The sequence below is a fragment of the Brevibacillus sp. 7WMA2 genome (genome assembly GCF_010748895.1).
Classification (GTDB): domain Bacteria; phylum Bacillota; class Bacilli; order Brevibacillales; family Brevibacillaceae; genus Brevibacillus_B; species Brevibacillus_B halotolerans.
In genome coordinates this window covers 5,314,201-5,339,414 of the sequence record NZ_CP048799.1, presented here as the reverse complement: position 1 = coordinate 5,339,414, position 25,214 = coordinate 5,314,201, and the positions used below count along the sequence as shown (strand labels likewise).

General features: G+C 40.5%; 27 protein-coding genes and 1 pseudogene. 3 read left to right on the top strand and 25 right to left on the bottom strand.

The window, feature by feature from the left end; all coding sequences use genetic code 11:
• Positions 1–50 precede the first annotated feature (50 nt).
• Positions 51–1,409, bottom strand: a complete 1,359-nt coding sequence (locus GOP56_RS23185; RefSeq protein WP_163246761.1) for a class I SAM-dependent rRNA methyltransferase — start codon at positions 1,407–1,409, stop codon at positions 51–53.
• 84 nt (positions 1,410–1,493) lie between these two features.
• Between GOP56_RS23185 and GOP56_RS23180 the strand changes: the two genes are divergently transcribed.
• Complete coding sequence (locus GOP56_RS23180; protein ID WP_174250741.1) at positions 1,494–2,426, top strand: Na/Pi cotransporter family protein; 933 nt, start codon at positions 1,494–1,496, stop codon at positions 2,424–2,426.
• A 337-nt stretch (positions 2,427–2,763) separates the two neighbouring features.
• Here GOP56_RS23180 and GOP56_RS24155 read toward each other — a convergent pair whose 3' ends face one another.
• From GOP56_RS24155 to hemW, 12 genes are all read right to left on the bottom strand, one after another.
• Positions 2,764–2,931 (bottom strand): GNAT family N-acetyltransferase, encoded by a 168-nt coding sequence (locus GOP56_RS24155; RefSeq protein WP_254068526.1) that lies wholly within the window; start codon positions 2,929–2,931, stop codon positions 2,764–2,766.
• A 194-nt stretch (positions 2,932–3,125) separates the two neighbouring features.
• A complete protein-coding gene (locus GOP56_RS23170; RefSeq protein ID WP_003338211.1) occupies positions 3,126–3,797 on the bottom strand; it encodes an LrgB family protein in 672 nt (223 codons plus the stop codon).
• Positions 3,798–3,802: 5 nt separating this feature from the next.
• The gene (locus tag GOP56_RS23165; protein WP_003338212.1) at positions 3,803–4,183 is read right to left on the bottom strand and encodes a CidA/LrgA family protein; all 381 of its coding nucleotides are present in this window, start codon (positions 4,181–4,183) and stop codon (positions 3,803–3,805) included.
• A 276-nt stretch (positions 4,184–4,459) separates the two neighbouring features.
• Positions 4,460–4,891, bottom strand: coding sequence for an NUDIX hydrolase (locus GOP56_RS23160; RefSeq protein WP_163246760.1), 432 nt, complete (start codon positions 4,889–4,891; stop codon positions 4,460–4,462).
• Positions 4,888–6,249, bottom strand: a complete 1,362-nt coding sequence (gene mtaB / locus GOP56_RS23155) for a tRNA (N(6)-L-threonylcarbamoyladenosine(37)-C(2))-methylthiotransferase MtaB (protein WP_163246759.1) — start codon at positions 6,247–6,249, stop codon at positions 4,888–4,890. Before mtaB ends, GOP56_RS23160 begins: the two co-directional genes overlap by 4 nt.
• Before the next feature lie 30 nt (positions 6,250–6,279).
• Positions 6,280–7,011, bottom strand: a complete 732-nt coding sequence (locus tag GOP56_RS23150; RefSeq protein WP_163246758.1) for a 16S rRNA (uracil(1498)-N(3))-methyltransferase — start codon at positions 7,009–7,011, stop codon at positions 6,280–6,282.
• 21 nt (positions 7,012–7,032) lie between these two features.
• A complete protein-coding gene (prmA, locus tag GOP56_RS23145) occupies positions 7,033–7,971 on the bottom strand; it encodes a 50S ribosomal protein L11 methyltransferase (protein ID WP_096886898.1) in 939 nt (312 codons plus the stop codon).
• Between the two features lie 44 nt (positions 7,972–8,015).
• Positions 8,016–9,137 carry a molecular chaperone DnaJ gene (gene dnaJ / locus GOP56_RS23140; RefSeq protein WP_003343030.1) on the bottom strand — a complete coding sequence of 374 codons (1,122 nt, stop codon included), beginning with the start codon at positions 9,135–9,137 and terminating at the stop codon, positions 8,016–8,018.
• Between the two features lie 155 nt (positions 9,138–9,292).
• Positions 9,293–11,134, bottom strand: a complete 1,842-nt coding sequence (gene dnaK / locus GOP56_RS23135) for a molecular chaperone DnaK (protein WP_163246757.1) — start codon at positions 11,132–11,134, stop codon at positions 9,293–9,295.
• A 62-nt stretch (positions 11,135–11,196) separates the two neighbouring features.
• Complete coding sequence (grpE, locus tag GOP56_RS23130) at positions 11,197–11,763, bottom strand: nucleotide exchange factor GrpE (RefSeq protein WP_163246756.1); 567 nt, start codon at positions 11,761–11,763, stop codon at positions 11,197–11,199.
• 70 nt (positions 11,764–11,833) lie between these two features.
• The gene (gene hrcA / locus GOP56_RS23125; RefSeq protein WP_003338220.1) at positions 11,834–12,892 is read right to left on the bottom strand and encodes a heat-inducible transcriptional repressor HrcA; all 1,059 of its coding nucleotides are present in this window, start codon (positions 12,890–12,892) and stop codon (positions 11,834–11,836) included.
• A 275-nt stretch (positions 12,893–13,167) separates the two neighbouring features.
• Positions 13,168–14,313, bottom strand: a complete 1,146-nt coding sequence (gene hemW / locus GOP56_RS23120) for a radical SAM family heme chaperone HemW (protein WP_163246755.1) — start codon at positions 14,311–14,313, stop codon at positions 13,168–13,170.
• A gap of 822 nt (positions 14,314–15,135) precedes the next feature.
• Between hemW and GOP56_RS23115 the strand changes: the two genes are divergently transcribed.
• Complete coding sequence (locus tag GOP56_RS23115) at positions 15,136–15,564, top strand: hypothetical protein (protein WP_022585449.1); 429 nt, start codon at positions 15,136–15,138, stop codon at positions 15,562–15,564.
• 442 nt (positions 15,565–16,006) lie between these two features.
• Here the strand turns inward: GOP56_RS23115 and GOP56_RS23110 are convergent.
• From GOP56_RS23110 to GOP56_RS23090, 5 genes and pseudogenes are all read right to left on the bottom strand, one after another.
• Positions 16,007–16,360: pseudogene (locus GOP56_RS23110) on the bottom strand (class I SAM-dependent methyltransferase); the annotation flags it as partial.
• A gap of 453 nt (positions 16,361–16,813) precedes the next feature.
• The gene (locus GOP56_RS23105; protein ID WP_163246754.1) at positions 16,814–17,035 is read right to left on the bottom strand and encodes a DUF7667 family protein; all 222 of its coding nucleotides are present in this window, start codon (positions 17,033–17,035) and stop codon (positions 16,814–16,816) included.
• Positions 17,036–17,112: 77 nt separating this feature from the next.
• Positions 17,113–17,310, bottom strand: coding sequence for a helix-turn-helix transcriptional regulator (locus GOP56_RS23100; protein ID WP_018674104.1), 198 nt, complete (start codon positions 17,308–17,310; stop codon positions 17,113–17,115).
• Between the two features lie 222 nt (positions 17,311–17,532).
• Positions 17,533–18,147 carry a hypothetical protein gene (locus GOP56_RS23095; protein WP_163246753.1) on the bottom strand — a complete coding sequence of 205 codons (615 nt, stop codon included), beginning with the start codon at positions 18,145–18,147 and terminating at the stop codon, positions 17,533–17,535.
• 463 nt (positions 18,148–18,610) lie between these two features.
• Positions 18,611–18,949: a YolD-like family protein gene (locus GOP56_RS23090; protein WP_163246752.1), complete on the bottom strand. Its 339-nt coding sequence runs from the start codon at positions 18,947–18,949 to the stop codon at positions 18,611–18,613.
• A gap of 232 nt (positions 18,950–19,181) precedes the next feature.
• On the opposite strand from GOP56_RS23090, the gene GOP56_RS24150 reads away from it, so the two are divergent.
• Complete coding sequence (locus GOP56_RS24150) at positions 19,182–20,474, top strand: hypothetical protein (protein ID WP_254068524.1); 1,293 nt, start codon at positions 19,182–19,184, stop codon at positions 20,472–20,474.
• 537 nt (positions 20,475–21,011) lie between these two features.
• Here GOP56_RS24150 and GOP56_RS23080 read toward each other — a convergent pair.
• The 7 genes from GOP56_RS23080 to GOP56_RS24140 all read right to left on the bottom strand — a co-directional run bounded on the left by GOP56_RS23080 (position 21,012) and on the right by GOP56_RS24140 (position 25,213).
• On the bottom strand, positions 21,012–21,671 hold the full coding sequence (locus tag GOP56_RS23080; RefSeq protein WP_254068522.1) for a DUF3800 domain-containing protein: 660 nt from the start codon (positions 21,669–21,671) through the stop codon (positions 21,012–21,014).
• A 153-nt stretch (positions 21,672–21,824) separates the two neighbouring features.
• Positions 21,825–22,448: a glycoside hydrolase family 73 protein gene (locus GOP56_RS23075; RefSeq protein ID WP_163246750.1), complete on the bottom strand. Its 624-nt coding sequence runs from the start codon at positions 22,446–22,448 to the stop codon at positions 21,825–21,827.
• Positions 22,445–22,690, bottom strand: coding sequence for a hypothetical protein (locus tag GOP56_RS23070; protein ID WP_163246749.1), 246 nt, complete (start codon positions 22,688–22,690; stop codon positions 22,445–22,447). Before GOP56_RS23070 ends, GOP56_RS23075 begins: the two co-directional genes overlap by 4 nt.
• A complete protein-coding gene (locus GOP56_RS23065; RefSeq protein ID WP_163246748.1) occupies positions 22,687–23,157 on the bottom strand; it encodes a phage holin family protein in 471 nt (156 codons plus the stop codon). The genes GOP56_RS23070 and GOP56_RS23065 overlap by 4 nt, the downstream gene beginning before the upstream one ends.
• 90 nt (positions 23,158–23,247) lie before the next feature.
• Positions 23,248–23,376: a CD1375 family protein gene (locus tag GOP56_RS24145; RefSeq protein WP_003343061.1), complete on the bottom strand. Its 129-nt coding sequence runs from the start codon at positions 23,374–23,376 to the stop codon at positions 23,248–23,250.
• Between the two features lie 2 nt (positions 23,377–23,378).
• Positions 23,379–23,540 (bottom strand): hypothetical protein, encoded by a 162-nt coding sequence (locus GOP56_RS23060; protein WP_163244161.1) that lies wholly within the window; start codon positions 23,538–23,540, stop codon positions 23,379–23,381.
• Positions 23,537–25,213: a hypothetical protein gene (locus GOP56_RS24140; RefSeq protein WP_254068521.1), complete on the bottom strand. Its 1,677-nt coding sequence runs from the start codon at positions 25,211–25,213 to the stop codon at positions 23,537–23,539. The genes GOP56_RS23060 and GOP56_RS24140 overlap by 4 nt, the downstream gene beginning before the upstream one ends.
• Position 25,214: the final 1 nt, after the last annotated feature.

Below are 25,214 nucleotides of genomic sequence, written 5' to 3'. Positions count from 1 at the left end.
AGTGAGAGGATGCTTCTTGTTTTCTTTACAAAAGCCGTGAGTTACTTCTCTTATTTACGGTCTCTTACTTCAAAAATTGCAAATTTTAAATAGTGCCCTTCATCCGCTCCACTAATTTGCGGATGGTCTTTGCCAGCGCCACGCCATTCTATTAAACGTAAAATCTTTTTCGCATCATATGCTGCTTGCTGAATGGTTTCCAGAAATAAATCTGGTGACATATGATACGAGCATGATGCTGTTACTAAGTACCCCCCTGGACGTACTAGTTTCATGCCGTGTAGATTAATATCCTTGTAGCCACGGCAAGCACCTTTTACTGCACCGCGAGATTTTGCGAAGGCTGGAGGATCTAGGATAACAACATCCCAGTTCTTACCCGCTTCCACATTTTCGCGCAGATAATCAAAGGCATTTGCCACCACAAAATCAACTCGATGTAAATATCCATTCAGTCCTACATTGCGCTTTGCTGTTTCGATAGCATGCTCCGAGATATCAAGTGCTGTTACCTTCTTTGCACCGTGCTTACAAGCATTTAGAGTAAAGGAACCCGTATGTGTAAAGCATTCCAATACTTCTGCTCCATCCCAGAATGGATTTTTCACTACTTTACCGCGTCTATCTACTGGGCGCTGGATTGGTTGACCCGCCTCATCCATCTTTGGTAACACATCGCGTTTTTTACCTTTTTTGTCGTAGATAGGCTCATCATCTTCGCCTATTGGTAAAAGCTTGATGCCATGTTTTTCTCCCAAACCGGTCATTAACGGAGCAATCGCTGCTCGGTTTTCACGCTGATCGTAGAAAAAACCTGTTTTCTGCCCTTCCACAATATCCACGACATATTTCAAACCGTTTTCCTCGATCTCAATCTCAGCCGGGCATTCTCCATACAAAACGCCCTTTCCTTGTTCCAATCCTTCTAGCTCTCGCACAGGCACATCATTGCGCAAATAAATGCCGGCGGGCTCAAATACTTCTATCAAAGCCATTTTAATCATATCGAGACGGATATCCATCCCCATAGATAGAACTTGCATAACCAGAACATCGTTATAACGGTCAACAATAAGACCTGGTAAAAAATCTGCCTCTCCATATATGACGCGACAAGCTCTAGGATTGTCTACAAAGCGTTCACGTGTTTCTTTTGCCTCGCGGAACCGACGAACAAAAAAGTCATAATCAATCTCTTCTTTTGGATTATAGCTCATTACACGCACGATCATCTGGGAATCAGGGTTTATATAGCCTTTTGCTAAAAAATGTCCTTGATGATTACAAATTTCTACGATATCCCCAGCTAGAAAATCTCCCTGAATCTCCAATACTTCGGATTGAAACACCCAAGGATGACCTGCTTCCAAACGCTTTTTACGATTTCGTTGCAATAATACTTTCGTCACTTCTCTATATCCTCCTAGTCATGCTTGTCTCTGTACAAGCATAGCGTATTATAAGGTACCTTCATGGGGGGAATTGAATTGTCCATGTTATATCACATCTTGTTGCCGTTTTTCATGGGACTCAGTTTCTTTTTGCTTGGACTGTACGCTATGAGAATTGGCTTTAATCAATTAGCAGGACGGCGAATGGAACTGATTATAACACGTTTTACCCGTTCAACAACACATAGTTTTTTTTCTGGTCTTTTTTCTACCTTTGTTTTGCAAAGCTCTACGGCTGTTACGGTCTTAACAATCGGGCTGACGCAAGCAGGTATTATTGGCTTCTCACAGACTATTGGAATCATTTTAGGAACCAATGTAGGTTCTACGATTACTACAGAATTAATTGCGCTACATCTCGAGGATTTTGCCGTTCCTATGTTATTAATCGGAGTGGCTATGTGGTTACAGCCCAAGCGTAGATCAAAAGCAATAGGACTAATTATTGGGGGATTTGGCCTCATATTTCTAGGCATTGATACGATGCAAGTCATTGCCAAGCCTTTAGAAAACTCACAAACGTTCCGAACCTTATTTCTTGAAAGCAAGCACTCCCTTTGGATTGGTCTTTTGACTGGGACAGTCTTTTCAGCCTTAGTTCACAGTAGTGCTGCTACAACAGCCATTACCATGACATTAATATCCTACGGAGTCTTTTCCATGGACACAGCCATCTCCATCGTGTTAGGTGGTAACATCGGTACCTGTATCACCGCCATCATTGCTAGCATTGGCACAAATACCGCTTCCAAGCAAGTGGCTTGGTGCCACACGCTATTTAATGTAGTAGGGGGACTTGTATTCCTCCCATTTGTATCAATGCTAGCTTATTTAGCAGGATTATTGACAACCAATCCTTCTATGCAAATTGCCCATGCGCAAACGATTTTTAACTTATTATGCTCCGTAATTGCTCTCCCCTTCGCTTCTAGCATAGCCAAAGGAATTCAGTGGTTAATCCCAGAACACAAATAACCTTTATCTTAAATCCCCTTTTCGCAAGTAAAATCACAATAAAAAGGTAAGTACGTATGGAGTTTCCCCCATAGTTACTTACCTTTTTTCACATATTTGAGTCGGTTAATTGCTTCACAAATCAAACACGATGCTCATTTTTCCACCATAGTCAGTAAAAACAAAAAAATGCCATCTACTTCCGTATCCTTTTTTCGATTTCAAATCCCATTTCCTGATGATAGGCTATGAAGCCTTGTTGACAGACGACGTTACGCAGCGCACAACATTGCGATTACTTTCTAACACCTTTTGAAAAAATTGGCTCATACAAGCGTTTTCCCAGTTGATTTTTCCGTTACTCAATATGTATACCTACAAAGTGAATATAAGCTTCATCTCTATGAGTTTGAGACAAAAAACCAATTAAGAAGCCTAGCAATTCGCCATTCTTTTCAGCAATGAAGCTGAATGAAGCTGTATAAGTAAAATGCTCAAAAAATAATTTAGGGAGCATGTCCGCCATCTGTCTACCACCCCATCACTCATTAATAAGCGGTGATACGATTGCATAATCTGAAGGATTAACGTGACGAATAACCGTTAAACACCTCGCAAGAAGAAGATTTAGTGGCATGCAAAAATACGCATAGGTAGTTCTAGTTCCATTATAGGCAAAGCTTTTGTTGCTCGATAAGTGTTAAATAAACTGCACGATGGTTAAGAAAGCAGCATCTGAATCGGGATAAAATATATAGATGTAATAATTCCCGCTAAGATCATTGCCAAGCTAGACGCCGCAGCTTTTCGTTGACTCTGATTCATCATACCTGCTGTGCCGACTGCATGAGCGCTGGTTCCCACTGCTAATCCAATGGCCCAATCATCTGAGATGCGTCCCACACGTATGACAAGCCGATATAACAAGCTTCCCACAATACCTGTTACGGCTGTAAATAAGGCCGCTAATGCAGGTATTCCTCCAATTGTATTGGTTAATTCAACCGAGATAGGAGTCGTGACTGATTTAGAAATCATGCTACGAATCAGGGTTTGATCTCCTCCCATTATCCAAATCATGAACCATGATGAAGAAATCGCCACAATACATCCGCTAGCGACACCAGCTAAAATAGCTTTCCACAGCTCTAATACCTGTTTAAATTGTTTTGCCAATGGGATGGCTAACGCTACTGTTGCCGGCCCTAAAAAGAAAGAAATATACGAGCCCCCTTTATCATAGAGTTGCCAATCACTATTGATGAGCCACCACACTAACCACACTAAAATCGACGCTGCTATCATTGGCTGCACAAACGGATATTTTTTTGATACCATTTTAGCTACCATATAACCAGCTAGTGTTAGGAGAATCGCGATAACCTCCCACATAATCCTCAGTCCCCCCGTTCACTTTGCTGTAGAAGTACATCCTCTTTTCGTTTTTCCCAGTCACGCCATTTTTGGACCACAATTCCGGTTACCATCATGACAGCTACTGGACCTGCCACTAATGCCACAAGGATGGCAAGCGGTTTTTGCTCCAAATAATGAAAATAAGGTGTAACTCCAACGATAATAGGGACAAAAAACAAGAGCATGTTTTTGAGTAAAAAATCTGCCGCCCCTTCCACTAATCGCAATGGTACCAACTTTGTTACCAAACTCGTTGTCAAAAGTATAAGCCCAATGAGACTGCCTGGAAGAGGAATATACAGGTAATTATGAAAGATAACACCTATACCGTAAAAGGCAAACAGGATGATCCATCCGTACATTCCTACCACTCCCTTTTTCTATTTGTCGTTCTTTATCATAACGCTGTTGAGCTACGGAACAAACCCTTTTTTAACACTATACGTAATTGTTCATTTTTGTAAGGGGTTTCTTAGATGCTCTGCTCTGGTGTTTGACTTTCTTTTACTGTTCCCCCTAATGACAAGGTCCACAATCGCCTATATCTTCCTGTCCTCATAACCATACAAGGTTCATCCTGCCACGAAATGCGACTGGACAACAAAAGCCCAACCATTTCTGGTCGAGCTCTCATTGTTCTATATAACCTGTATTCCCAAGGCTTCAAAAGCTTTTCGTAACACACTGCGGTTGTTCTCGTAACCGGCTTGTTCGTGTAGTTCCCAAGCAGCCTCTGGCTTGAGCCATTGCACTGCATCGATTTCTTCTACCTGAACCGTTACTTGATCCGTCAACGCTTTGACTAAATAATAGTGTACTTCTTTTTCGATCAAAATTTGCTGAATCGGATGCTGGTAGGTGTAGTGAACAACCTCTAGCAATGGACCTAGTTCCCCTTGTATGCCCGTTTCCTCTTCAATTTCTCGAATAGCAGTCTGCATCAAGGTCTCGCCTGGCTCTTGCTTGCCTTTCGCAACGGTTACCTTTCCAAAACGATCCTTGATCATCAATAAGCTAATCTCTCCATCTCGTTTTCGGTAGACGACACCGCCTGCGGAGATTTCCTTCATACCGCTTTTCCTTTGCTATCCATTTCGATAGGTAGGGATTCTATCACTCGAACGAACGTTCCTTTGCAATATTCAGCATCAACCTCATCGAGACGAACCTTACAAATTTTCCCGATCATATCCTCTGTACCCTCAAACACCACGTTCAAGTAATTATCGGAATAGCCCATTAGCATGCCGCTCGTTGGGTCTTCCTTATACGGACGCTCTGGAATGATCTCAAGAACATCACCGATAAACGGCTGTGCATATTCCACAGATAGCTGTTGATTTAATTCAATAAGCTTCGCTACACGTTCCTTCTTCACTTCTTCATCCACCTGATCTTCCATACGTGCAGCAGGGGTTCCTGTGCGCATAGAATACGGGAAGACATGCAGCTCTGCAAAGCCTAGTTCTTTAATAAAGTTATAACCCGCTACAAATTGCTCTTCGGTCTCACCCGGGAAACCAACAATCACATCCGTTGTGATAGCAACCCCAGGTAATGCCTTACGAACTTTTTGAATACGCTCCATAAATTCTGCCGTAGTATACTTGCGACGCATGCGTTTTAATACAGCATCATCACCTGCTTGCAGTGGTACGTGCAGGTGGCGGCAAATTTTCTCGGAGCGGTCAATTACTGCCACGACCTCATCCGTAATTTGACTCGCTTCAATAGAACTAATGCGAATACGTTTTAGGCCTTCTACCTTTTCCAATTCAACTAGTAATTTAGCCAGATTGTAATCCTCTAAATCCTCTCCATATCCACCTGTGTGAATACCAGTCAGAACGATCTCAAGATATCCTTCTGCTACTAGTTTTTCAGCTTGTTCAATCACGCTTTCAGGCTTACGGGAACGCATGAGACCACGTGCCCACGGAATAATACAGAAGGTACAGAAATTGTTACAGCCTTCTTGAATTTTAAGGGAAGCACGCGTACGATCGGAAAAATTCGGTACGTCAAGCTCTTCAAATTCACGTGTTTTCATGATATTTCCTACCGCGTTAATCGGTGTGCGTTCTCCGCGAATCTGTGCAACATACTCCAATAATCGATCGCGGCCTTGTGTACCTACCACGATGTCAACACCTGGAATTTCAGCAATCTCTTTTGGTGAGGTTTGTGCATAGCACCCTGTAACAGCAACAATCGCCTCAGGGTTACGACGGATAGCACGTCGAATTACTTGACGGCTTTTTTTGTCACCAGTATTTGTAACTGTACAGGTATTAATAATGTATACATCGGCTACATCCTGCTCAAAGTCTACCCGTTCATAGCCATTCTGCTTGAACAGATTCCAAATCGCTTCTGTTTCATAACTGTTTACTTTACAGCCCAATGTATGGAAAGCAACCTTATTCATTGCTCTCCTCCTTTCACTGTTACGTATGACTTATTCAAAATGATAGGAAACGGCAGCTAGCAAATACTGACTAGCTGTTTCCGTGCGTAAAATACGGGGACCTAGCGAAACAGAATGGATACCATTTTCTTCTGCGTACTGAATTTCACTTTCAGAAAATCCACCTTCTGGTCCAATCATGACGAAAAGCGAGTTGCCAACAGACAAGTTTGACAGCACCTCGCCCAATCGTTTGGTATCTTCTTTTTCATAAGCAATAACAGCAGTTGTATAGCTTTTCGCATGTTCAACCACTTGCTTAAAGGAAAGCGGAGTTAACACCTCAGGTAAATAGGCCCGATGTGATTGCTCAGCAGCTTCTTTTACAATTTTTGACCAACGTTCCAGCTTTTTAGCTTCTTTCTTTGCATCTAGCTTAACGATGGTACGCTCTGATTGAAACGGTACAAAGGAAGTCGCTCCAAGCTCCGTTCCCTTTTGTAAAATCCACTCTAGTTTGTCCCCTTTTGGCAACCCCTGACCAATCGTTACCGATACGGGTAATTCTGTTTGTTTCGTGATATGCTCCACGATCTCAGCGCGCACTTCTTTGGGCTCCAAGGCAGAAAGACGGGCTTTAACCACCCGTCCTCTCCCATCGCTAACCAAAATATGATCGCCAATCTCTGTGCGCATAACCTTCACAATGTGGTGAACATCGTCCCCGGTAATAACCACTTGATTGTCAAAAAATTGTTGGCTATCTATAAAATAACGTTGCATCTGATTATTAACCCCATTATTCTAACGTTTTTTAGCGATAATTGCTACCCAGTCTTCCATGTAAACTGTTTCTATAACTTCCAAATTCGAGGCAGCTAATGCCTCTTTTACATCATTTTCACGCGCTCCAATAATCCCTGAAGCAATAAACGTACCGCCAGGCAATAATACACGATGAACATCATCCGTGAAACGAATAATTACTTCGGCTAAGATATTGGCAACCACGACTTCAACTTTTTCAGTAATCCCATCGAGCAGATTGTTCTGTTTCACCAAAACCTTGTCAGCCACTTTGTTAATGCTACAGTTCTCTTGAGCAGAACGAACCGCAATCTCATCTAAATCCATGGCCGTCAAGGAAGATGCGCCTAACTTAGCAGCAGCAATACTTAAAATTCCTGTGCCTGTTCCCACATCATAAACGCGATCCCCTTTTTTCAGGTAGCGTTCAATCGCACGAATGCACAGCACAGTGGTAGGATGTGTACCTGTACCAAAAGCCATGCCAGGGTCCATTTCGATAATAAGCTCCCCTTCTCGCTTTGGTTTGTACTCCTCCCAGATCGGTGTGATCGTGATATGTTCTGAAATGGCAACTGGCTTATAATATTTTTTCCAAGCAGATGCCCAATCATCTTCATGAACCTCGGTCATTGTAACGGTTCCTTTACCGACATCCAATCCGAAGGTCAGAAGTTCATTTACCTGTGTTTTAATTTCTTCAACGGTTTCGCCCAAGTAGCTATTCACAGGGAAATAAGCTTTTACAATCACACCATCAGTTGGAAAGTCATCTGGTGAGAGGTGGTAGATTTCACCAAAAGGCGTGCTCCACTCACGGGATAAAATTTCGGGATCTTCAATGACAACGCCACCTGCTCCCGCTTCATACAAAATACTAGAGACAGCCTCAACCGCCTCTGCCGTGGTGTGAATACTAACTTCTGACCAATTCATGCTCTACCATCCCCCATCTAGCTTTCCACAACATATTATTCGCCTTATTCGCCACGTAATTTACGCTTGATTTTATCAAAGAAATTCTCTTCTGGTTGTTCATGCAGGGGTGCACCATCCTCTAGTCCCCCAAGTTCACGTAACAGCTCTTTTTGACGATCGGTTAATTTCGTAGGTGTCACTACTTTAACCTTCACGTGCTGATCGCCTCGTCCATTTCCACGTAAGTGTGGCACACCTTTTCCACGTAAGCGGAAGAAAGTGTTGGTTTGTGTTCCTGCTGGGATTTTCAGCTTCACACGTCCATCTACTGTAGGCACCTCAATTTCATCACCTAGAGCGGCTTGAGCAAAATTAATTGGCATCTCACAATAGATGTCGTTGCCGTCACGTTCGAAGAAATCATGTTTACGTACACGGAACATAACATAAACATCACCCGCTGGTCCACCATTCACACCAGCTTCACCTTCGCCTGTAATGCGCATTTGCTGTCCATCATCTACCCCAGCAGGGATGTTAATGTGGATCGTGCGTTTGACTTTATTGCGACCAGTGCCTTTGCACGTTGTACATCTTTCCTTGATCTGCTTTCCTTTACCATGACAAACAGAGCAAACACGGCGATTAACAACGCGCCCAAATGGAGTGTTTGCCTGAACTTCCTCCTGTCCAGATCCATTACATCTTGAGCAGGTTTCTACCTTTGTACCAGGTTTGGCTCCACTGCCGTGACACGTATCGCATTCTACTTCACGTTGAATCTCAATGTCTCTTTCTTTGCCAAATACAGCATCCAAGAAGTCAATGTTGATCGCATACTCCAAGTCAGCCCCACGGCGCGGTGCATTTGGATTAGCACGACGTCCGCCGCCACCAAAGAACATGTCAAAGATATCACCAAAGCCGCCCATACCAGAAGCATCAAAACCTCCGCCAAAGCCTTGGTTCGGGTCCTGATGCCCAAAACGATCGTATTGGGCACGTTTTTGGTCATCGGAGAGTACATCATATGCATCTTTTACTTCTTTAAATTTCTGTTCAGCATCTGCCTCTTTATTAACGTCCGGATGATACTGTCTTGCCAACTTGCGATATGCCTTTTTTATATCATCTGCACTGGCGTCTTTTCCAAGTCCCAGCACCTCATAATAATCTCGTTTCATACTTGTCTATCACTCCCGTATCCAAGACAATCAAAGATAATCTTAGCATGTATACTTTCAAGCTTCAATAGAATCCCCATTCCAAAAAGGAAAAGAGTCAAAGTCAACATTGTGTGACTTTGACTCCTCTTACAATCATTGTATTGTATTTATTCTTATTGTTTCTTTTCTTCGTCAACTACTTCATAGTCAGCATCTACTACGTTGTCTTTTCCTGCTTGATCTGCACCTTCACCGTTCGCAGTTTGAGCCGCTTGTTGTGCTTGTGCTGCTTGCTCATACAATTTAACAGACAATTGTTGAACGATTTCAGAAAGCTCTTCCTTCGCAGCTTTAATCTCGTCGATGTTACCGCCTTCTAGAGCTTTTTTCGTTTTATCCTTCGCTTCGTTAGCTTTATCGATCTCAGCTTGCTCTACTTTACCTTCAAGATCTTTTAGTGTTTTCTCAGTAGTAAATACTAACTGATCTGCTTCGTTGCGAATTTCTACTTCTTCTTTGCGTTTCTTATCTGCTTCGGAATTTAGTTCCGCTTCTTTTACCATGCGGTCGATTTCCTCGTCAGACAGACCGGAGTTAGAAGTGATTGTGATTGCTTGTTCTTTACCTGTTCCCAAATCTTTAGCTCGAACGTTTACGATACCGTTAGCATCAATGTCGAAGCTAACCTCTACTTGTGGAACACCACGTGGTGCTGGTGGGATATCACTCAATTGGAAACGGCCCAACGTTTTGTTGTCTGCTGCCATTTGACGCTCCCCTTGCAGAACATGGATATCAACCGCTGTTTGGTTGTCCGCTGCTGTAGAGAACACTTGAGATTTACTTGTTGGGATCGTTGTGTTGCGATCGATCAACTTCGTGAATACTCCACCCAATGTTTCAATACCAAGAGAAAGTGGTGTTACGTCAAGAAGTACTACGTCTTTAACATCACCAGTTAACACGCCCGCTTGAACAGCAGCACCAAGGGCTACTACTTCGTCTGGGTTTACACCTTTATGAGGTTCTTGGCCAATGAACTTCTTGATTGCTTCTTGTACCGCTGGGATACGAGTAGAACCACCAACAAGAAGAACGCGGTCAATTTGGTTTGGAGAAAGACCAGCATCGGATAGAGCTTGACGAGTAGGACCCATAGTACGCTCTACCAAACCAGCAGAAATCTCTTCAAATTTCGCACGGGACAAACTAATCTCCATATGCTTAGGACCAGAAGCATCTGCTGTGATAAACGGTAAAGAGATCGTAGTAGTAACAACGCCGGACAAATCTTTTTTCGCTTTCTCAGCCGCATCTTTCAAACGTTGCATAGCCATGCGATCTTGAGCTAGGTCAATGCCGTTTTCTTTCTTAAATTCAGCTACCAAATAATCCATGATCACTTGGTCAAAGTCGTCTCCACCTAGTTTGTTATCTCCAGAAGTAGCTTTTACTTCAAAGAAACCTTCAGACAACTCAAGGATAGATACGTCGAATGTACCGCCGCCCAAGTCATAAACTAGGATTGTTTGGTCTTCATTTTTCTCTAAACCATAAGCAAGTGCCGCTGCTGTAGGCTCGTTGACAATACGCAAAACTTCCAAACCAGCAATGCGTCCTGCATCTTTAGTAGCTTGGCGTTGGCTGTCATTGAAATAAGCAGGAACTGTGATAACTGCTTGAGTCACCGGTTGTCCTAGATATGCTTCTGCATCTGCTTTAAGCTTTTGCAGAATCATTGCGGAAACCTCTTGAGGTGTATAATCTTTACCTTCTAATGTTTCTTTATGGTTTGTACCCATCCAACGTTTGATGGAGATAACCGTATTATCAGCGTTTGTAATTGCTTGGCGTTTTGCTGTTTCACCAACAATGCGCTCTCCGTTTTTGAAAGCAACTACAGAAGGTGTTGTACGGTTTCCTTCAGCATTGGCAATAACGATAGGCTCGTTACCTTCCATAACCGCTACACAAGAGTTAGTTGTACCAAGGTCAATACCAATTACACGACTCATAAATCTTTTCCTCCTCGATTATCTACAATATGTGAATGATTCTTGGGCTAAAACATCTTCATTTACGCGTTTACTTTAACCATTGCAGGACGGATAACACGGTCCTTGAATTGATAACCCTTTTGTAATTCTTCTACGACAACATTTGCTTCGTATTTAGAATCTTCCACTTGCATCACAGCCTGATGTACATGTGGATCAAACGCATGACCAACTGATTCAATAGCTTGTAGGCCTTCTTGCTCGAATACCTGCATTACTTGGCGGTACACCATTTGCACCCCTTGTAAAATACTTTCAGCAGTAGCAGTATTAGGATCAACAGCAAGAGCGCGTTCAAAGTTATCAAGCGCTGGCAGTAAGGATTCCACTACCTTTTGAGAGGCATACTTTTGTAAATCCTCTTGCTCTTTACGTGAGCGACGACGCATATTATCCATATCTGCCAAGTTGCGTAGCAAACGGTTTTCTTGCTCTTGCAATTGAGCCTGAAGACGCTCCACTTCCATTGCTAGGTCAGTTGTTTCACCTGTTTCTGTTGCCTCAGTTTCAGCTTGCTCATTTTGCTCAGCTTGGTCTTGAGCCATTTCCTCTTGCTCAAGTTCAACCTTTGCTTTCTCTTCGCTCAATCTGATTACCTCCTCTTGTGTGACTAATAATCTATGTAAGCGAGCAACTGTAACCCGCCCGCCTTGTTCGTCATGAATCCTCTTGCTCCTCTGAAGATCGTCCTTCTATCTGTGCAGTTAACATCCGTGACAATCCCAAAGCAATGAAATCCAGGACAGCAATCACTTTACCATACTCCATACGCGTAGGTCCAAGTATACCAATAGTACCTACAGGCTTACCGTTAAAGGAATAATTGGTCGTAACGATGCTACAATTCTTCATGGCATCAAGATGATTTTCATGACCAATGCGTATCTGCAATCCCTTCTCATTGGTTTCAAACAGATGCGTCATTTGGTCACTGCGTTCAAACAGCTCTAAAATCTCTTTGACTTTTTCTACATCCTGAAACTCTGGCTGCTCCATGAACTTAGTAGTTCCTCGCAGCAACAAACGATCAGATGAATCACTTTCAATAGCATTACTAATCATAGTTAGCATCTCTTCATAATGATTCACATGACGCTTCAACTCATCAGATACTTCTTGATACAAGCGTTGGCGCAATTGCCATAATGGTGTATCTTGCAATCTTGTGTTTAAAACGTTAACCAATTTCTCCATATCGCTCGGTGATAGTCCCGTCGGCAAATCAATACGCTTATTTTCTACACGCCCTGTTTGAGTTACAATAATCGCTACAGCTTGTGTGTCACTCAAAGGGATAATTTGCAGATGTTTCAAGCGATGTTCAAAGATTTCTGGTCCAAGAACAACTGCCGTATAGTTAGTCAATTGGGATAAGACCGATGCTGTCTGTTCCACGGCATTTTCAAAATGCAAGATCCGATCAGCAAACATTTGCTTCCAAGTGCTTACATCTACATTATTCTTCAACAAATTAGGCTCCACTATGTGGTCCACGTAGAAGCGATAGCCTTTCGTGGAAGGAACACGTCCCGCAGAGGTATGCGGCTGCTCCAAATAACCCAAATCCTCCAAATCAGACATTTCGTTGCGGATCGTAGCCGAACTGAAGGTGATTTCAGGCCGTTTTGAAATGGTTCTGGAGCCAACGGGTTCTGCCGAATGAATATAATTTTCAATAATAGCTTGCAAAATAAGCTTTTGTCGCTCCGTTAGCATATCTAAACGCCCTCCTTCTAACATGTTTGGCTATGTCGATTGGCAACTTCTGGTTTGGTTTTGTTAGCACTCAGATCAAGCGAGTGCTAACGGATACTATTAACTTATCAAGTGACAGATGATTTGTCAACTTCTCTCCTATGAAAAATGCAAAAAAATAGGAGAAAAAAAGCACTTTTTTCGGGTTTCTCCGCATAAAAGTGCTTCCTGATGTCATTTTCTAAAATTTGATACCTTGTCTCTTCTCTTCCTACTTCATTCATATGATATTCCATCTACACGCGTAAAAAAGCAGCAAACACTTCGTTGCCAAGTGGTAAGCCCTTTGGTGTTAGACGTACATGCTGGTCTACGATTTCTATCATTCCCTTTTGAAGTTCCTGCTGTAATGTTTCTCCAAATTCTTCTTGGACGGTTCGACCAAAGCGATTAGCAAAGCTCTCCATATCTACTCCTTCACGCAAACGTAAGCCCAGAATCATTTGCTCCTCCATTGCTTCCTTCTGCGTTACCTCAAATTCCTCTACACGCGGAGAGCCTTCCATTGCCATTCGTGTGTACACAGCTAGCGGACCGGCATTAACATGTCTTTTTCCATTTATATATCCATGCGCTCCAGCCCCAATACCATAATAATCCTGGTTTAACCAATAGGTCTTATTATGCTTGCTCTGTTTACCCGGCTTGGCAAAATTACTAATCTCGTACATGGACATCCCGTTTTTCTCAAGTGTTTCTATTAAAAGAAGATACATCTCTAGCTCAGTGTCCTCTGTCGGTAGTGGTAATTGATCTTTTTGATACAGAGTATGAAATAAGGTATTCTCCTCTACTTTTAAACCGTAGGAGGATAAGTGCGTGATTGGTAGTTCCATGGCTTTTTGCAAGCTTTGAGCAAACATCTCCATGGTCTGATCCGGCAGACCAAACATTAAATCAATTGAGATGTTGTCAAACCCAGCTTGAATCGCATTATTCACACTTTGATAAACCTCATTTACATCATGAATACGGCCAATTCGTTTTAATAAATCACTTTGGAATGATTGGACACCAAAACTAATTCGATTTACTCCAGATGACCTCATCAGCTTCAATTTCTCCAGATCAGTAGTACCTGGATTTGCTTCCATGGTCCATTCCAGATCAGCACTAAAATAAGGAGCCAGATGTTCATTTACCATATGCAAAAATAGCGCCATTTGCTCCTGATCTAAATACGTTGGAGTGCCTCCCCCAACAAAGATTGTCTCTATCTTCTCAGGAGGATTTTGCTGGAACGTTAACGTCATTTCCCGGCGTAAAGCTTCTAAGTAATCCCAGACCAACTGAGGATTATTGGTAACAAAAGAATTAAAATCACAATAGTAACATTTATTAGTACAAAAAGGGATGTGGATATATACAGCATTTGGGGACATCTCTACCCCTCCTTGTTTACGAAATTGGGCCTAACAAAGCGAAGACCTGACAGCCATAATGGTGTCAGGCCACGACTCTAAGATATCAACTATGCATAGAACAGCCTTCATGCTTTTCGTTGCCATAGAGCATTTACCTGTATCAAAACTGTATTCTGTTTAACCTACAAACATTGATAAAGCAATGTTTGTAGGTTGCTAGAACATCATAATGTATTCTTATCTATCACGTCAACTCGCCGTCATCCTCTAAGTATAACGGGGGTCACGATAGGTAGATGTAAGAAACTCTATTCAACAAAGGGGCTTATTATAATAGAAACAATATAATAACTAAAGTCTACGATAATAAAGGGCCGTGTATATTTGGATACTTGCTAATTTCCGCATACATACGTAGAGATGTTCTTGTTTCCCCTTCTTGCTTTGCAACTTTTGCCGTAACCCCTTTATATGATTGATATAGAACAGGCTGTTCTAAGCAGTGAAGTTTTCCTTCACGATACCATTTCATCCATACTTGTAATTGAGCAAAATTTCCGTATATGTAACTCCTCTATAACTTCTTTTACTGGAACACCTGCTAGTCTAAGCTCAATTGCCTTCGTCTCACACATTATGGGGTCAACCCAATTTTAGAGGGCTTTTTACTTTTTAGGAACTTTTGAGAGATAGATCGATGAATGATTCCAAGGAATTCATTACGGATTAACGATGTTATCTTTGTTCCGGGACTTGCCGTTTGCGGAACTTTTACCGATGTCCAAGCAAATCCCCCCTGTCCAACATATTTTAACTAGCAGATGTGAGGAGGTGATTCTTATGGTACGTATTCTCGATTATAATGCAACTCAGCCACTTGATCGTTTCGACATAGCACAGTCATTTACTATCAATAGCACGCCAAATAGAACTGACTTAGCAAACATTAAAATTAGAATACCCCATTCCTGTGCTGTGCCTAATCGCGTGGAATTAGTAGCAACTGTTGGTGTTCGGGGCATTACTAATATCTCTCAGATCCTTTTTAGAATCTTCCGTGACGGAATAGAGATTTTTAATACACTAGTAGGTATTGAGTCAACTGATTCTGAACAAAACTATGTCGTTACATTTCAGGCGATTGATAGTAATGTAAGATCAGGTTGTCATGTTTACAGTTTAACTGCAGAAAACCTGGCTCCAGATACTAGAGCGGATGTAGTTGGACCCATTTCTTTTAGTGGGCTAGCTATACAGACGAGGCATTAATTTGAATTTTTCGCACCCGTGTAGGGTGCTTTTTTATTTACATGCAAAAGTATCAAGGGTTCATTGCATTTAATTACATTTAATCGCATGAAATCTAATCGTTTGAAGCTAAATAAACTGACGCCTAGTGAATTTAGACGTCAGTTAACTACCTAACTGCCAGAGCTTTCCTTACAGTCTACAAAACAGGGGCTTGCCAAATTGACTTGATGTCCCTCAAGTTTTGATCTTCATTCTATGGAAATCATTTCTTCAAAACATGGGTTATCATCTTCGCAAATTAATAACATAAAAACAAACAGAGATGATCCTGGACATTGATTAAAACGCTGTAAGTGGCGCTTTTTTGAAATTTTTAATTTATTGTGGTTTTTTTGATCGTTTTGATTACCCGATCAACCATAGGGAAGATCGAGAGGTAAGTCTGTTATTAACTGAAATATTATTTTTTTACAGCATGGATGTAATGAATCGTTTCGAATGCAGACAAATAGTCTGTACGATTACGAAAAAATTGATTATTAATAGTAACTGGTGATAAATGTTCATAAATGAGAAAACCTGAGTTTTCTAACATTTTCTCCATTTCATCATAAGAAAAACATGATTTCATTGGCTCACCACTAGCTGAAGCCATTTGAACCATATTTTGAACTCTATTAGACATTCCTTTTTCTTCAAAAAGCTTGTCGTCTGCATAATCAACTTCAAATATTTCTAAGCTGTCGTTTAATTCTGGGTGCCGGAAACAAAAGGTATCTAATCCAGCTCCTAGAATGACATACTGTTTGTATCCGTACCACGATAGACTTTCGTATATTCGAACGAATCATGAATGAGGCTAAAATAATCCCCCACCATTTTACCACTTTGGTGGCTATAGGGTGGGGGAAGTGAATTTTTGGTATTAACACAAATCGTAAAACCCTTTATTTATCAGCTATTACTTGTCATCCATACGTAAAACAGCCATAAATGCTTCTTGTAGTTATTGAGCAACGAGCTGTATCTAGTTGTATTCTACTACATCCTATAACTATTGATATAACAAGGTTTTATAAGAACTGAAATATCATAGTGTATTCTAGTACAGCATGGTATATCGACGTTCTCCCTCTAATTACGGTGGCAGTAGGGTGGCAGTGTTTTTAATGAACTAATCAATGGAACCTTCCCATCTCAATCATTCATTCGCGAAACTATAGCAAAGAATCGCATAAAATGCACCTATTATAGAGGGCTTTTCATTTCAGCCCTCTATCTTCTCTATCCTTGAACATAACTCATGCTGCCAGTCCGTGTCGTTCGTCATACTGGCTATTAAGGATAAGTTTTTGAGTTTTGCGATCTCCCAAGCTCTTTGAGCGTTTGCACTCAGACAATGACTCATTTCTGTCATTTCCGAGTCGGTAAGCTCCCTTGTCTTGTTGATGAACCAAAGCTCTGCCATACGTTGATGGACGATCCACATCTGCACCAGCTCCTTAATCTTAATGGTACAGTGTATGTTCCTGTCAGGAATATATTGCTTGTCCAAATAAAAAATCTTCATTCCAGGAACCAAATATCGTCTATATGTACGTTTAAGGCTTGCGCTATATCCGCTGCTGTTTCTAGCTTAGGGGTTGTCCCATTTACTATCTTGCTCATAGCGCCGTGAGAAACTGGTTTTTTCATCAGCCTAAGTAAATCTTGCTGTTGCATGTTTCGCTCGGCCAAAATCACTTTCAACCGACTTTTTATCAACTATCCTCGCCTCGCTTCCGTAATTACGTTAATACGTTATTACGTGTCGGCTTTGTCGAATCCTTTATCGAGAAAACAGAGGTTTTGATGAATGATAACTAACTGGAGTTGAGAGGGTAAGGTTTACCGTAAGGACATCGTTTGACATATTCAAGAATTTCTTTAAATAGAAGAACCCCCTCCTTAGCTCAATTGTTGGAGGGGGTTGGTATCTGTTTGTAATTATGATTCGATTAAATTTGTGGAGATTGATTTGTCAGGTGAAATTTGGACCTCCCAAATTACATCAGATTGGTAAAATTTTGTCGTAAAAGTCACATAACTGCGAGCAATAGCCGGACTTCTCATAGTACCGCTAGCACGTTTAATGTCAGGCTTCTCTGATTTGGAGTAAGTCCCCTCTCCTCTTAAGTTCACAGTGAAATAATCCCATGAATCAATTGTAACTCCTGATTTATCACGGTAGAGAGTCACATTCCAGGCACCTCTAAATTGAGCTATATTTAGGCCACCAACCCAAATTTGCTCTTTGTACTCAAGCGTAGTTTTACTACTCACAGAGTCAGCATACTGGGTAATCCCACGCGGCTGTTTGATTGGTTTTTCTGAATATGTTTTTACCACTTTATAACCATTTGATAGGTGATATTCCACTCTTGGTTTCTTAGGACCTACTGGATTGGCCTCAGAAAGTCGACTCATTTCTTCCAATAATTCCTTTGAAAATTGTACGTGAACCTTGCTATCAGCCTCCTGAGCCGATACACCACCTGCTTGTACAGAAAATAAACATGCAACCATTACAAAGCTAAATATAGACCTCAAAAAACTTTTCATAATTTACCCCCTTAACAAATTAATTACATAAAATATTACATTTTTTATTATATTTGGAAAATAATACACATACAAGCTTTTATTTTATGAAGATTGCGTATATATTATTATAAGAGAGGACGGTGTAATGAATGGTACTAGTAGTAAGTTTGTTCATGTATGTTTTGATCCCCCTGATCTTAGGAATCATTTGCTATCATGTAAGTAAAAGTCGTCTCTTATTTGGCGTACTTGGTACACTGGTAGCTTCTTTACTTGCTTTATTGATGTTTAAATCTGTTGAGCTTTTTTATTATCCTTTGATTTCGACTATTTTATTTTTTGCATATCATTTCGTGATTAAAAGCAAAACTTACAAATCAAATTCCGTCTAATAAAAAAACCCGCCAAACTTATTGGCGGGTTTGCTGTATCCGGCTGTTCCAATTAGTATTAAAGTTTGTTCACTTTAAGGTATCGCTGATTAGGCTTCCACACTCATTACATCTTCTACAGGTATCCACCAGAAATCCTCGTCGTTTTTTAGCTTGATCTGTTTAAAAGTTGAATCAAACTTATCTACCCATCCCCAAGCGTATTCTATCACGCCTCTGCCCTTTTTTGTTTCTTTCCACCAACTAATGGTTAATGCATAGTCATACTGACGTGAGTCAGATATCCTATAACAAAACTCGGCCAGCTCATCTTCTTCAATGATCGGCTTCTCGATCAGCTTCTTATCCTCATGATACTGACGTAACATTTCTACATGCTCTGGCAAGATGAATTTCGTTACAAGTGGATCAAGAATTTTGCTAGCCATCAAAACATCTCCTTAAATACGAATATATGTTCCTATTTTATTTGATGATGAGAAGACTATGCAACGAACAATTTTTGACTATCTAAATTAAAAAAGAAAATATTTTTTTAAAAATATACAAAATACACCATAATTAATTACATATTTTTCAATTTATGTTTTGTTTTATGAAATTTAATCTCGTATAATGCAAATGTGTCGGCCGACATAGAACTTATTTATGGAGGAAGCAATGTTCTTATCTAAACTTAAACATTTTCTATTGTTAACTTTCACCTTTGCTCTCGTACTGTCTGGACAAAGTTTTGTTTTTGCAAAAGACATATATTCGGATAATTTGATTCCTAAAATGACTAATAATACATCTCCGGAAGGTATTGCTAGTGCTAGTCATCAAAATGAAGATGCTTTTGTAGTATTTGATCGTACAGAATCTCAGTGGGAAACTCCTGACAATGTATCACAAGGATGGATAGCTTTTGAATTCCCTACTGAAACAATCGTTAATAGATATACTTTAGTCGGTGCAAATCCTTACTATATGCCTATGGATTGGAGCTTTGAAGGGTGGAATGGCTCTGAGTGGGTTGTGTTAGATCAAAAAAATAATTTCGTATCATGGGGGAATCCTCCGCGTGTAAATTTTGAATTCAATAATAATACTCCATATATTAAATATCGGATTAATATAACTGATGTTACATCTGACCGCCCTTCACAACCAAAAAGTATCAAATTAACTTCTTTTGAAATGAGTCAAAAAATAAATACTATTCCAGATCCTGATCTAGACCCAGCATCCAAAAACTTGATTCCTAAAATGACTAGTAATACATCTCCGGAAGGTATTGTTAGTGCTAGTAGTCAGAAATATCCTATATCTCCTCCCTATCATGCCTTTGATCATACTGATTCAAATATTGGATGGGAATCTGATAAACCACAAGGATGGCTAGCATACGAATTCCCAACCAAAACAATCGTTAATAAATATACTTTACGCCCTACTGCCTGGGATAAAAATGCTCCTAAAACATGGACTTTCGAAGGATGGAATGGTACTGAATGGGTTGTATTAGATTCGCAAAATGATATTGAAGATTGGAAGGGATACGTAAATAAAGAGTTTATTTTCAATAATAATACTCCATATATTAAATATCGGATTAATATAACTGCTACTAATGGTTATCCAACTATAAATATTCATGAAATGGAAATGATGAACACTAATGCTTCTCCTGAACCAAACCCTAATCCAGATCCTAACCCAGAGCCTAATCCTAATCCAACTGGAAACGCACTCTTAGTTATATACATGGATAGTGGTTTAATCAAAGAATATGAAATGACAAATGAGGAAATCAGAAACTTTACCGAATGGTATGAAGGTAGAGCAAAAGGAAACGGTAGAGAAGCATACATCGTGAATAAGAAATACAACATCGGACCTTTCAATTCTAGAAAAGACTTTATTAGCTACAGTCATATTGAAAGCTTTGAAGTTCAAGAATTCAGCAGATAATAAGATACCCCTTCCTACATACGGAAGGGGTTCTCTTGTTTTTAAGGTATTAATAAGCTGTTTAAATAGAAAAAAACCTTTATTAATGGGGACTAATAACTTTTTAAACTTGTTTAATAAATTAAACTGTAAAAGCCCCGACGCGATGGTTGGGGCCCTTTAGACAGATACCCAAGTAACGGCTACCCACATGATAGCTAATATGCGCTATACTTGCACACGTATACAGAGGGTTTACTCTGTCATTATAATTATAGGAAGTACAACACTAATTTATAACCAAAAATCATTAAAAATATATTAAGCGCGATGCCTACAAAACGACTACCTTACAGGCAGTTTATGTGTTAGATATTTTCACACGTTTATATAGGGCTTACTCGCGCATAATTAACAAATTTATTAAATTAGGTAACTTTTAGGTTTTGGTAACTTTTAAGTTTTGGTAACTTTTATTTCCTACATTTAGATTTTACTACATGTGAAATCATCTGTAAATACTCTATTTTACTTAGAAGCCCTTAAAATTATATCCCATTATGAGCTTAAATTAATAATCTTATCAGTTCCAAACAGCTTCCGCGGAAATAGCTCTCGGTGAACTATTTTGTGATTAAACAAATTATAATACTCATCTTTTCCATATTCATACTTAGCGTAAACAGCATTAGCGATAAAATCAGCAGCTTGTATTGCGTAAGAATTTTGTGACTCCAAATAGTTAACTGTTAAGTTAACATTACAGTTCAATTCGTAATTCAGTTTAATGTTTATATAGTCCTCAAATGAATTTGTTGATTTTACTTTTATAGTTCTTTTGTCTAAATTTAGGACTAGATTTGTAACGTCTGCTCTTTTAGCAACGGGAACAATTAAGAATTGTAACAAATAATTATAAAGTAGATTTTCATCTCTCAAAAGGCTTTCCATAACGTGCTGAAGATCTGCTACTACATATCTAATATCAACATCTTTACTAGCTATCTTCCTAAGAATATAATCTTTTATTACTGGGAATGAATCGCTTGCTTTAATTTCTCTTTCAGATTCGAATTGAGGAAATCTTTGCTTTACCCTTAGAGAAGATTTTTTCATGATGTTGGTAAGAGGTTTAGTATTAGGGGTGCCTACACAAGCAATAGTGAAATATCGACCTGCCGTACCTAAATTCCCTGATTCATCAAAATTCAGTATCACTCTTTTCACCTTCTTGGTCGATTTAGATACTAGATAACATAATATTATTAATTATAAGTATATCCCCCACAATTATCCACATATTTTTAAAGATATTATTAATTTAACGTAAACAATGAAAAATTAAACACAACAAATAAATAACGAGATAGTTTATTTATTTTGAGACGCTTGTCCACTCGCAATCCTTAGTTCATCTGCCAACTGTCCAATCCTCACAGCCTCATCCTTCATCCCCATTTGTTTATAAAAAGCCCATTGTCCTTGTAAATGGCTAATAATTTCGTTCGCTACCTCTGGTTTCATCGTTATTTCCTCCTTGTCATATTTAGCTAGACCGTACTTTTCGATCAACCCAATTAGCTTACCTGGATAATTCGGATCAGTAGCATATCCGCCCTTATGGATAGCATGGCAAGCAGTCTCATAATCAGCTCCAAGCACGCCATGATAGCGTTCAGGCTTGTCTTTTGTACCGTTTAGAATTAGCTTCGAATGGTCTGCAATAGACTCTCCCCAGTTGTTGTAAGCTCTGAAATTAGCTGTAATGGTTGCCCATTTACCGTTGTAATTCTCCTTGGTGGGCATAGCGCAGACGCCCGCTGGTCCTGTTCCTTTGATACCGAATAAGTTATTTCCTCGCTTGGTTAGTCCACTTTCTCCCCAAGCTGATTCCAGGATTGCCTGTGCGATTGTAAGAGACGCAGGTATCTTTGTTTTCTTCATATCAGCTACGGCACTTGGTGCTATTTTAGCTATAAAATCCTGTGGTTTCATTGCTTGTTCCCCCCGTTGTCTGTTTTTGCATAGCTGTAGGCTCCCGAAGCCGTTAATCCCACCACAACTGCTGTTAGTAAATTGTTTCTTAATTCCCCGTTTGGAAGAGATACAAAAAGGGCCGAAAAAGCCATAGCGACTAATGGAGCGTATTTGTTAGGGACCCCAAACCCTTTAGCCACACCGGTAAGCGCCGCAACGATTGCGGCTAATGTAGCAATATCAGTAGTCATCTCCATCATTTTCCCTCCTTGTGTCTCTGTGATCGCTCAGCTTTTGCCTTTAGTTCTGAGCCTATGATTCTCATAACAGATATAGGGACAATTCGCCCCCATCCCGCTCGTACCACATTTGCTGTTATACTTACCCATGTGTGATAACACAAAGCAAATACAACGCCGTAAAAAAGGAAACCAGGAGTCTTTAAGGCAGCATCAAAAAAATTAGCAATGATAGGTAACAAGAAAATGAAAAGAGTACGTGGTATTCCTTTCCTGATCCCGTAATCTGATGAATAAGTTTTCTCTCTTTTCGATGCGAAAACACCTGTAAACCAATCCGCTCCAATTATTAGACAGAAAAAAAACAATACGTCTCGACGCTCTGCACCATATAAAATGTCGATCCACGGGAGGACCACGCCCCCTACAAGAGCAGCAATGCCGTTCCCTGGCTTGAATAAAGTTTGAATTTCGTTTGTTAGCCGCATGTGTCATGCCTCCTCACCCCTTAGGGTAATTAAAATAGGGAGCCGCAGCTCCCCACGAAAAAACGCCTCTCCGAATTTGGAAAAGGCGTTTTATGATTCAGTTTGTTCAGCTAAATACTCTGCTACGGGAACCCTATAAATGTCCGGTAAAGATTCAATTTCTCTGCGACCGACTTTTACCAATAGGCTGTACACAGGAATCATATACGCTTTAACCATTTCTACTTCGCTCCTTCTAGTGTTTTTATTTTGGCTTCCATTTTTGTGACTATCTCTTGTAACTGAGCAATAGCTTCATAGGCTTCTATTAACTCTGGCGAGATTTTGCCTTTCTCACGCTCTTGCTCCATTTCGCCCAAATCCATAGGTTTTATTAAAATCAATCGAATGCACCTCCGAATCCTCTTACAATCACAGGCTCAGTTGCGACTCCTTTAACAAAAACAAAGCGCACACTAACGCCCCATTTTTCTGCTGTTTTTTCCTTGTTGGTGAAGATGAAGCCTCGGTTGAATTTGACATGGTTAGTTGCGTCTTCCCACGTAGGCGAATCGTCAAACGCATTGTTACACACCTCGACTTTATAATCTGCACCAGGAGGAACTGTCGCATCAATCGTTATAAGAATACGTTTAGCAGCGATAGTGGTATCAAAAGGTTTCTTTAGAGAGAATGCTATCTTGTCAGCTGATCGACGGAAAGTAAACGTCCTAGTCGATTTCAAGCCTTTACTATCGGTTGCCTCGATCGTTAACGTGTGGACTTCTGTTAAAGAGAGCCGCAGCCACATGTCCAGTGGGATAGTCAACGTATTTTCCATTTTGTCAGTTCCAGCGAATGTGCGGATTGCCTTGCCATTGATTTTCTCTGTGATGGTAAACGTGTCACCCTCTGGCTCTGTGACCGTGTATTTCTTTGAAGGGACAGAACTAAGTGTACCAAGGTCTTCATTTTGACCGCTGATAACGGGTGGTCGGTTATGGACGACTCGGAACGTAAATCCAAACACGGTTGATTTACCACCTTGGTCATCTTCAGCCCAAACAGATAGAGTGTAATCGGTGTTTTCGGTTAGGTCAGAGCCTGTTATATCTGTTGTGCCATCCCAAATACGTTTGTTGCTGTATCGTAAATTTTTGACAAAAGAAATAGGCGTTGATCCGTCTGACACTCCGGAAGCAATCGCCCTTATCGTACCGTTGTCGATACGGTATTTTGTTGTGACTACGTTGTCCTTGTCGGTGTCGGTTACGTGCCCCTTAATACCCAACGTAGCATTTTCCGCAAGCATTTGGTTTTGGGGTGGAGACGTGAGTTTGATATTCGGATTAGAGTTATCGGAATACTCGATAGTTACCGCATACCGATAGTAATAGGTATAACTTCTGTTATCGTATCCAGATTTCGTGACAGTGCCACGATAGTTTTGCGTATAGCTATAAACCGCAGTGGATGGTCTTGTAACCGTACCAGAATACGTTGCCGTTGCTGTGTTACTCCAATATTCATCAGGGTTCCGCCCTGATCGCGTACACGTACCAAAAGACACGGAACCCGTTTGGTATAAAGTTCCGCTGTACCCACCCTCGTTATATGAAATGGAGCTAGGCAACGATCTTTCCGCGCTTCTCTCCGCTTCTGGACAAGAGTTCATCTTACCACTTGATGCAGATTTGCTTTTCGATACAGACTTACTATCCCCAGTAGAACCACTTACAAGTCTTTGTGTTGGACTACCATCTCTACTTAATGTACCGCTAAAGCCCCCGCTATTGTAGGAAATACTACCGGGAAAGGAATTAGATGAGCTTGTTTGTGAGGTAGTTACCACTTTACTTTCAGAAGGTACATAGGAGCCTCCTGACTGCGACCAACGAGTGTGGGAACCTCCGGAGAAATTGAACGTTACAGTATTGCCGCTTACTTTATATGATACCGTCCCCGTGTTGACCGTTACAGACTTAATACTATTTAGGCCTGGTATGGTTAAAGTGTGTGTTTGTGCGCTATATGATAATTCATCGAATTGTTTTTCGAGCTTTTTTATCGTTGCCACT

Excerpts from the sequence above, each read along its gene's own strand:
- GOP56_RS23180 (WP_174250741.1), top strand. The coding sequence starts at position 1,494 with ATGTTATATCACATCTTGTTGCCGTTTTTCATGGGACTCAGTTTCTTT.
- GOP56_RS24155 (WP_254068526.1), bottom strand. The coding sequence starts at position 2,931 with ATGGCGGACATGCTCCCTAAATTATTTTTTGAGCATTTTACTTATACA.
- GOP56_RS23170 (WP_003338211.1), bottom strand. The coding sequence starts at position 3,797 with ATGTGGGAGGTTATCGCGATTCTCCTAACACTAGCTGGTTATATGGTA.
- GOP56_RS23165 (WP_003338212.1), bottom strand. The coding sequence starts at position 4,183 with ATGTACGGATGGATCATCCTGTTTGCCTTTTACGGTATAGGTGTTATC.
- GOP56_RS23160 (WP_163246760.1), bottom strand. The coding sequence starts at position 4,891 with ATGAAGGAAATCTCCGCAGGCGGTGTCGTCTACCGAAAACGAGATGGA.
- mtaB (WP_163246759.1), bottom strand. The coding sequence starts at position 6,249 with ATGAATAAGGTTGCTTTCCATACATTGGGCTGTAAAGTAAACAGTTAT.
- GOP56_RS23150 (WP_163246758.1), bottom strand. The coding sequence starts at position 7,011 with ATGCAACGTTATTTTATAGATAGCCAACAATTTTTTGACAATCAAGTG.
- prmA (WP_096886898.1), bottom strand. The coding sequence starts at position 7,971 with ATGAATTGGTCAGAAGTTAGTATTCACACCACGGCAGAGGCGGTTGAG.
- dnaJ (WP_003343030.1), bottom strand. The coding sequence starts at position 9,137 with ATGAAACGAGATTATTATGAGGTGCTGGGACTTGGAAAAGACGCCAGT.
- dnaK (WP_163246757.1), bottom strand. The coding sequence starts at position 11,134 with ATGAGTCGTGTAATTGGTATTGACCTTGGTACAACTAACTCTTGTGTA.
- hrcA (WP_003338220.1), bottom strand. The coding sequence starts at position 12,892 with ATGCTAACGGAGCGACAAAAGCTTATTTTGCAAGCTATTATTGAAAAT.
- hemW (WP_163246755.1), bottom strand. The coding sequence starts at position 14,313 with ATGTCCCCAAATGCTGTATATATCCACATCCCTTTTTGTACTAATAAA.
- GOP56_RS23115 (WP_022585449.1), top strand. The coding sequence starts at position 15,136 with ATGGTACGTATTCTCGATTATAATGCAACTCAGCCACTTGATCGTTTC.
- GOP56_RS23105 (WP_163246754.1), bottom strand. The coding sequence starts at position 17,035 with ATGTGGATCGTCCATCAACGTATGGCAGAGCTTTGGTTCATCAACAAG.
- GOP56_RS23095 (WP_163246753.1), bottom strand. The coding sequence starts at position 18,147 with ATGAAAAGTTTTTTGAGGTCTATATTTAGCTTTGTAATGGTTGCATGT.
- GOP56_RS23090 (WP_163246752.1), bottom strand. The coding sequence starts at position 18,949 with ATGGCTAGCAAAATTCTTGATCCACTTGTAACGAAATTCATCTTGCCA.
- GOP56_RS24150 (WP_254068524.1), top strand. The coding sequence starts at position 19,182 with ATGTTCTTATCTAAACTTAAACATTTTCTATTGTTAACTTTCACCTTT.
- GOP56_RS23075 (WP_163246750.1), bottom strand. The coding sequence starts at position 22,448 with ATGAAACCACAGGATTTTATAGCTAAAATAGCACCAAGTGCCGTAGCT.
- GOP56_RS23070 (WP_163246749.1), bottom strand. The coding sequence starts at position 22,690 with ATGATGGAGATGACTACTGATATTGCTACATTAGCCGCAATCGTTGCG.
- GOP56_RS23065 (WP_163246748.1), bottom strand. The coding sequence starts at position 23,157 with ATGCGGCTAACAAACGAAATTCAAACTTTATTCAAGCCAGGGAACGGC.
- GOP56_RS24145 (WP_003343061.1), bottom strand. The coding sequence starts at position 23,376 with ATGGTTAAAGCGTATATGATTCCTGTGTACAGCCTATTGGTAAAAGTC.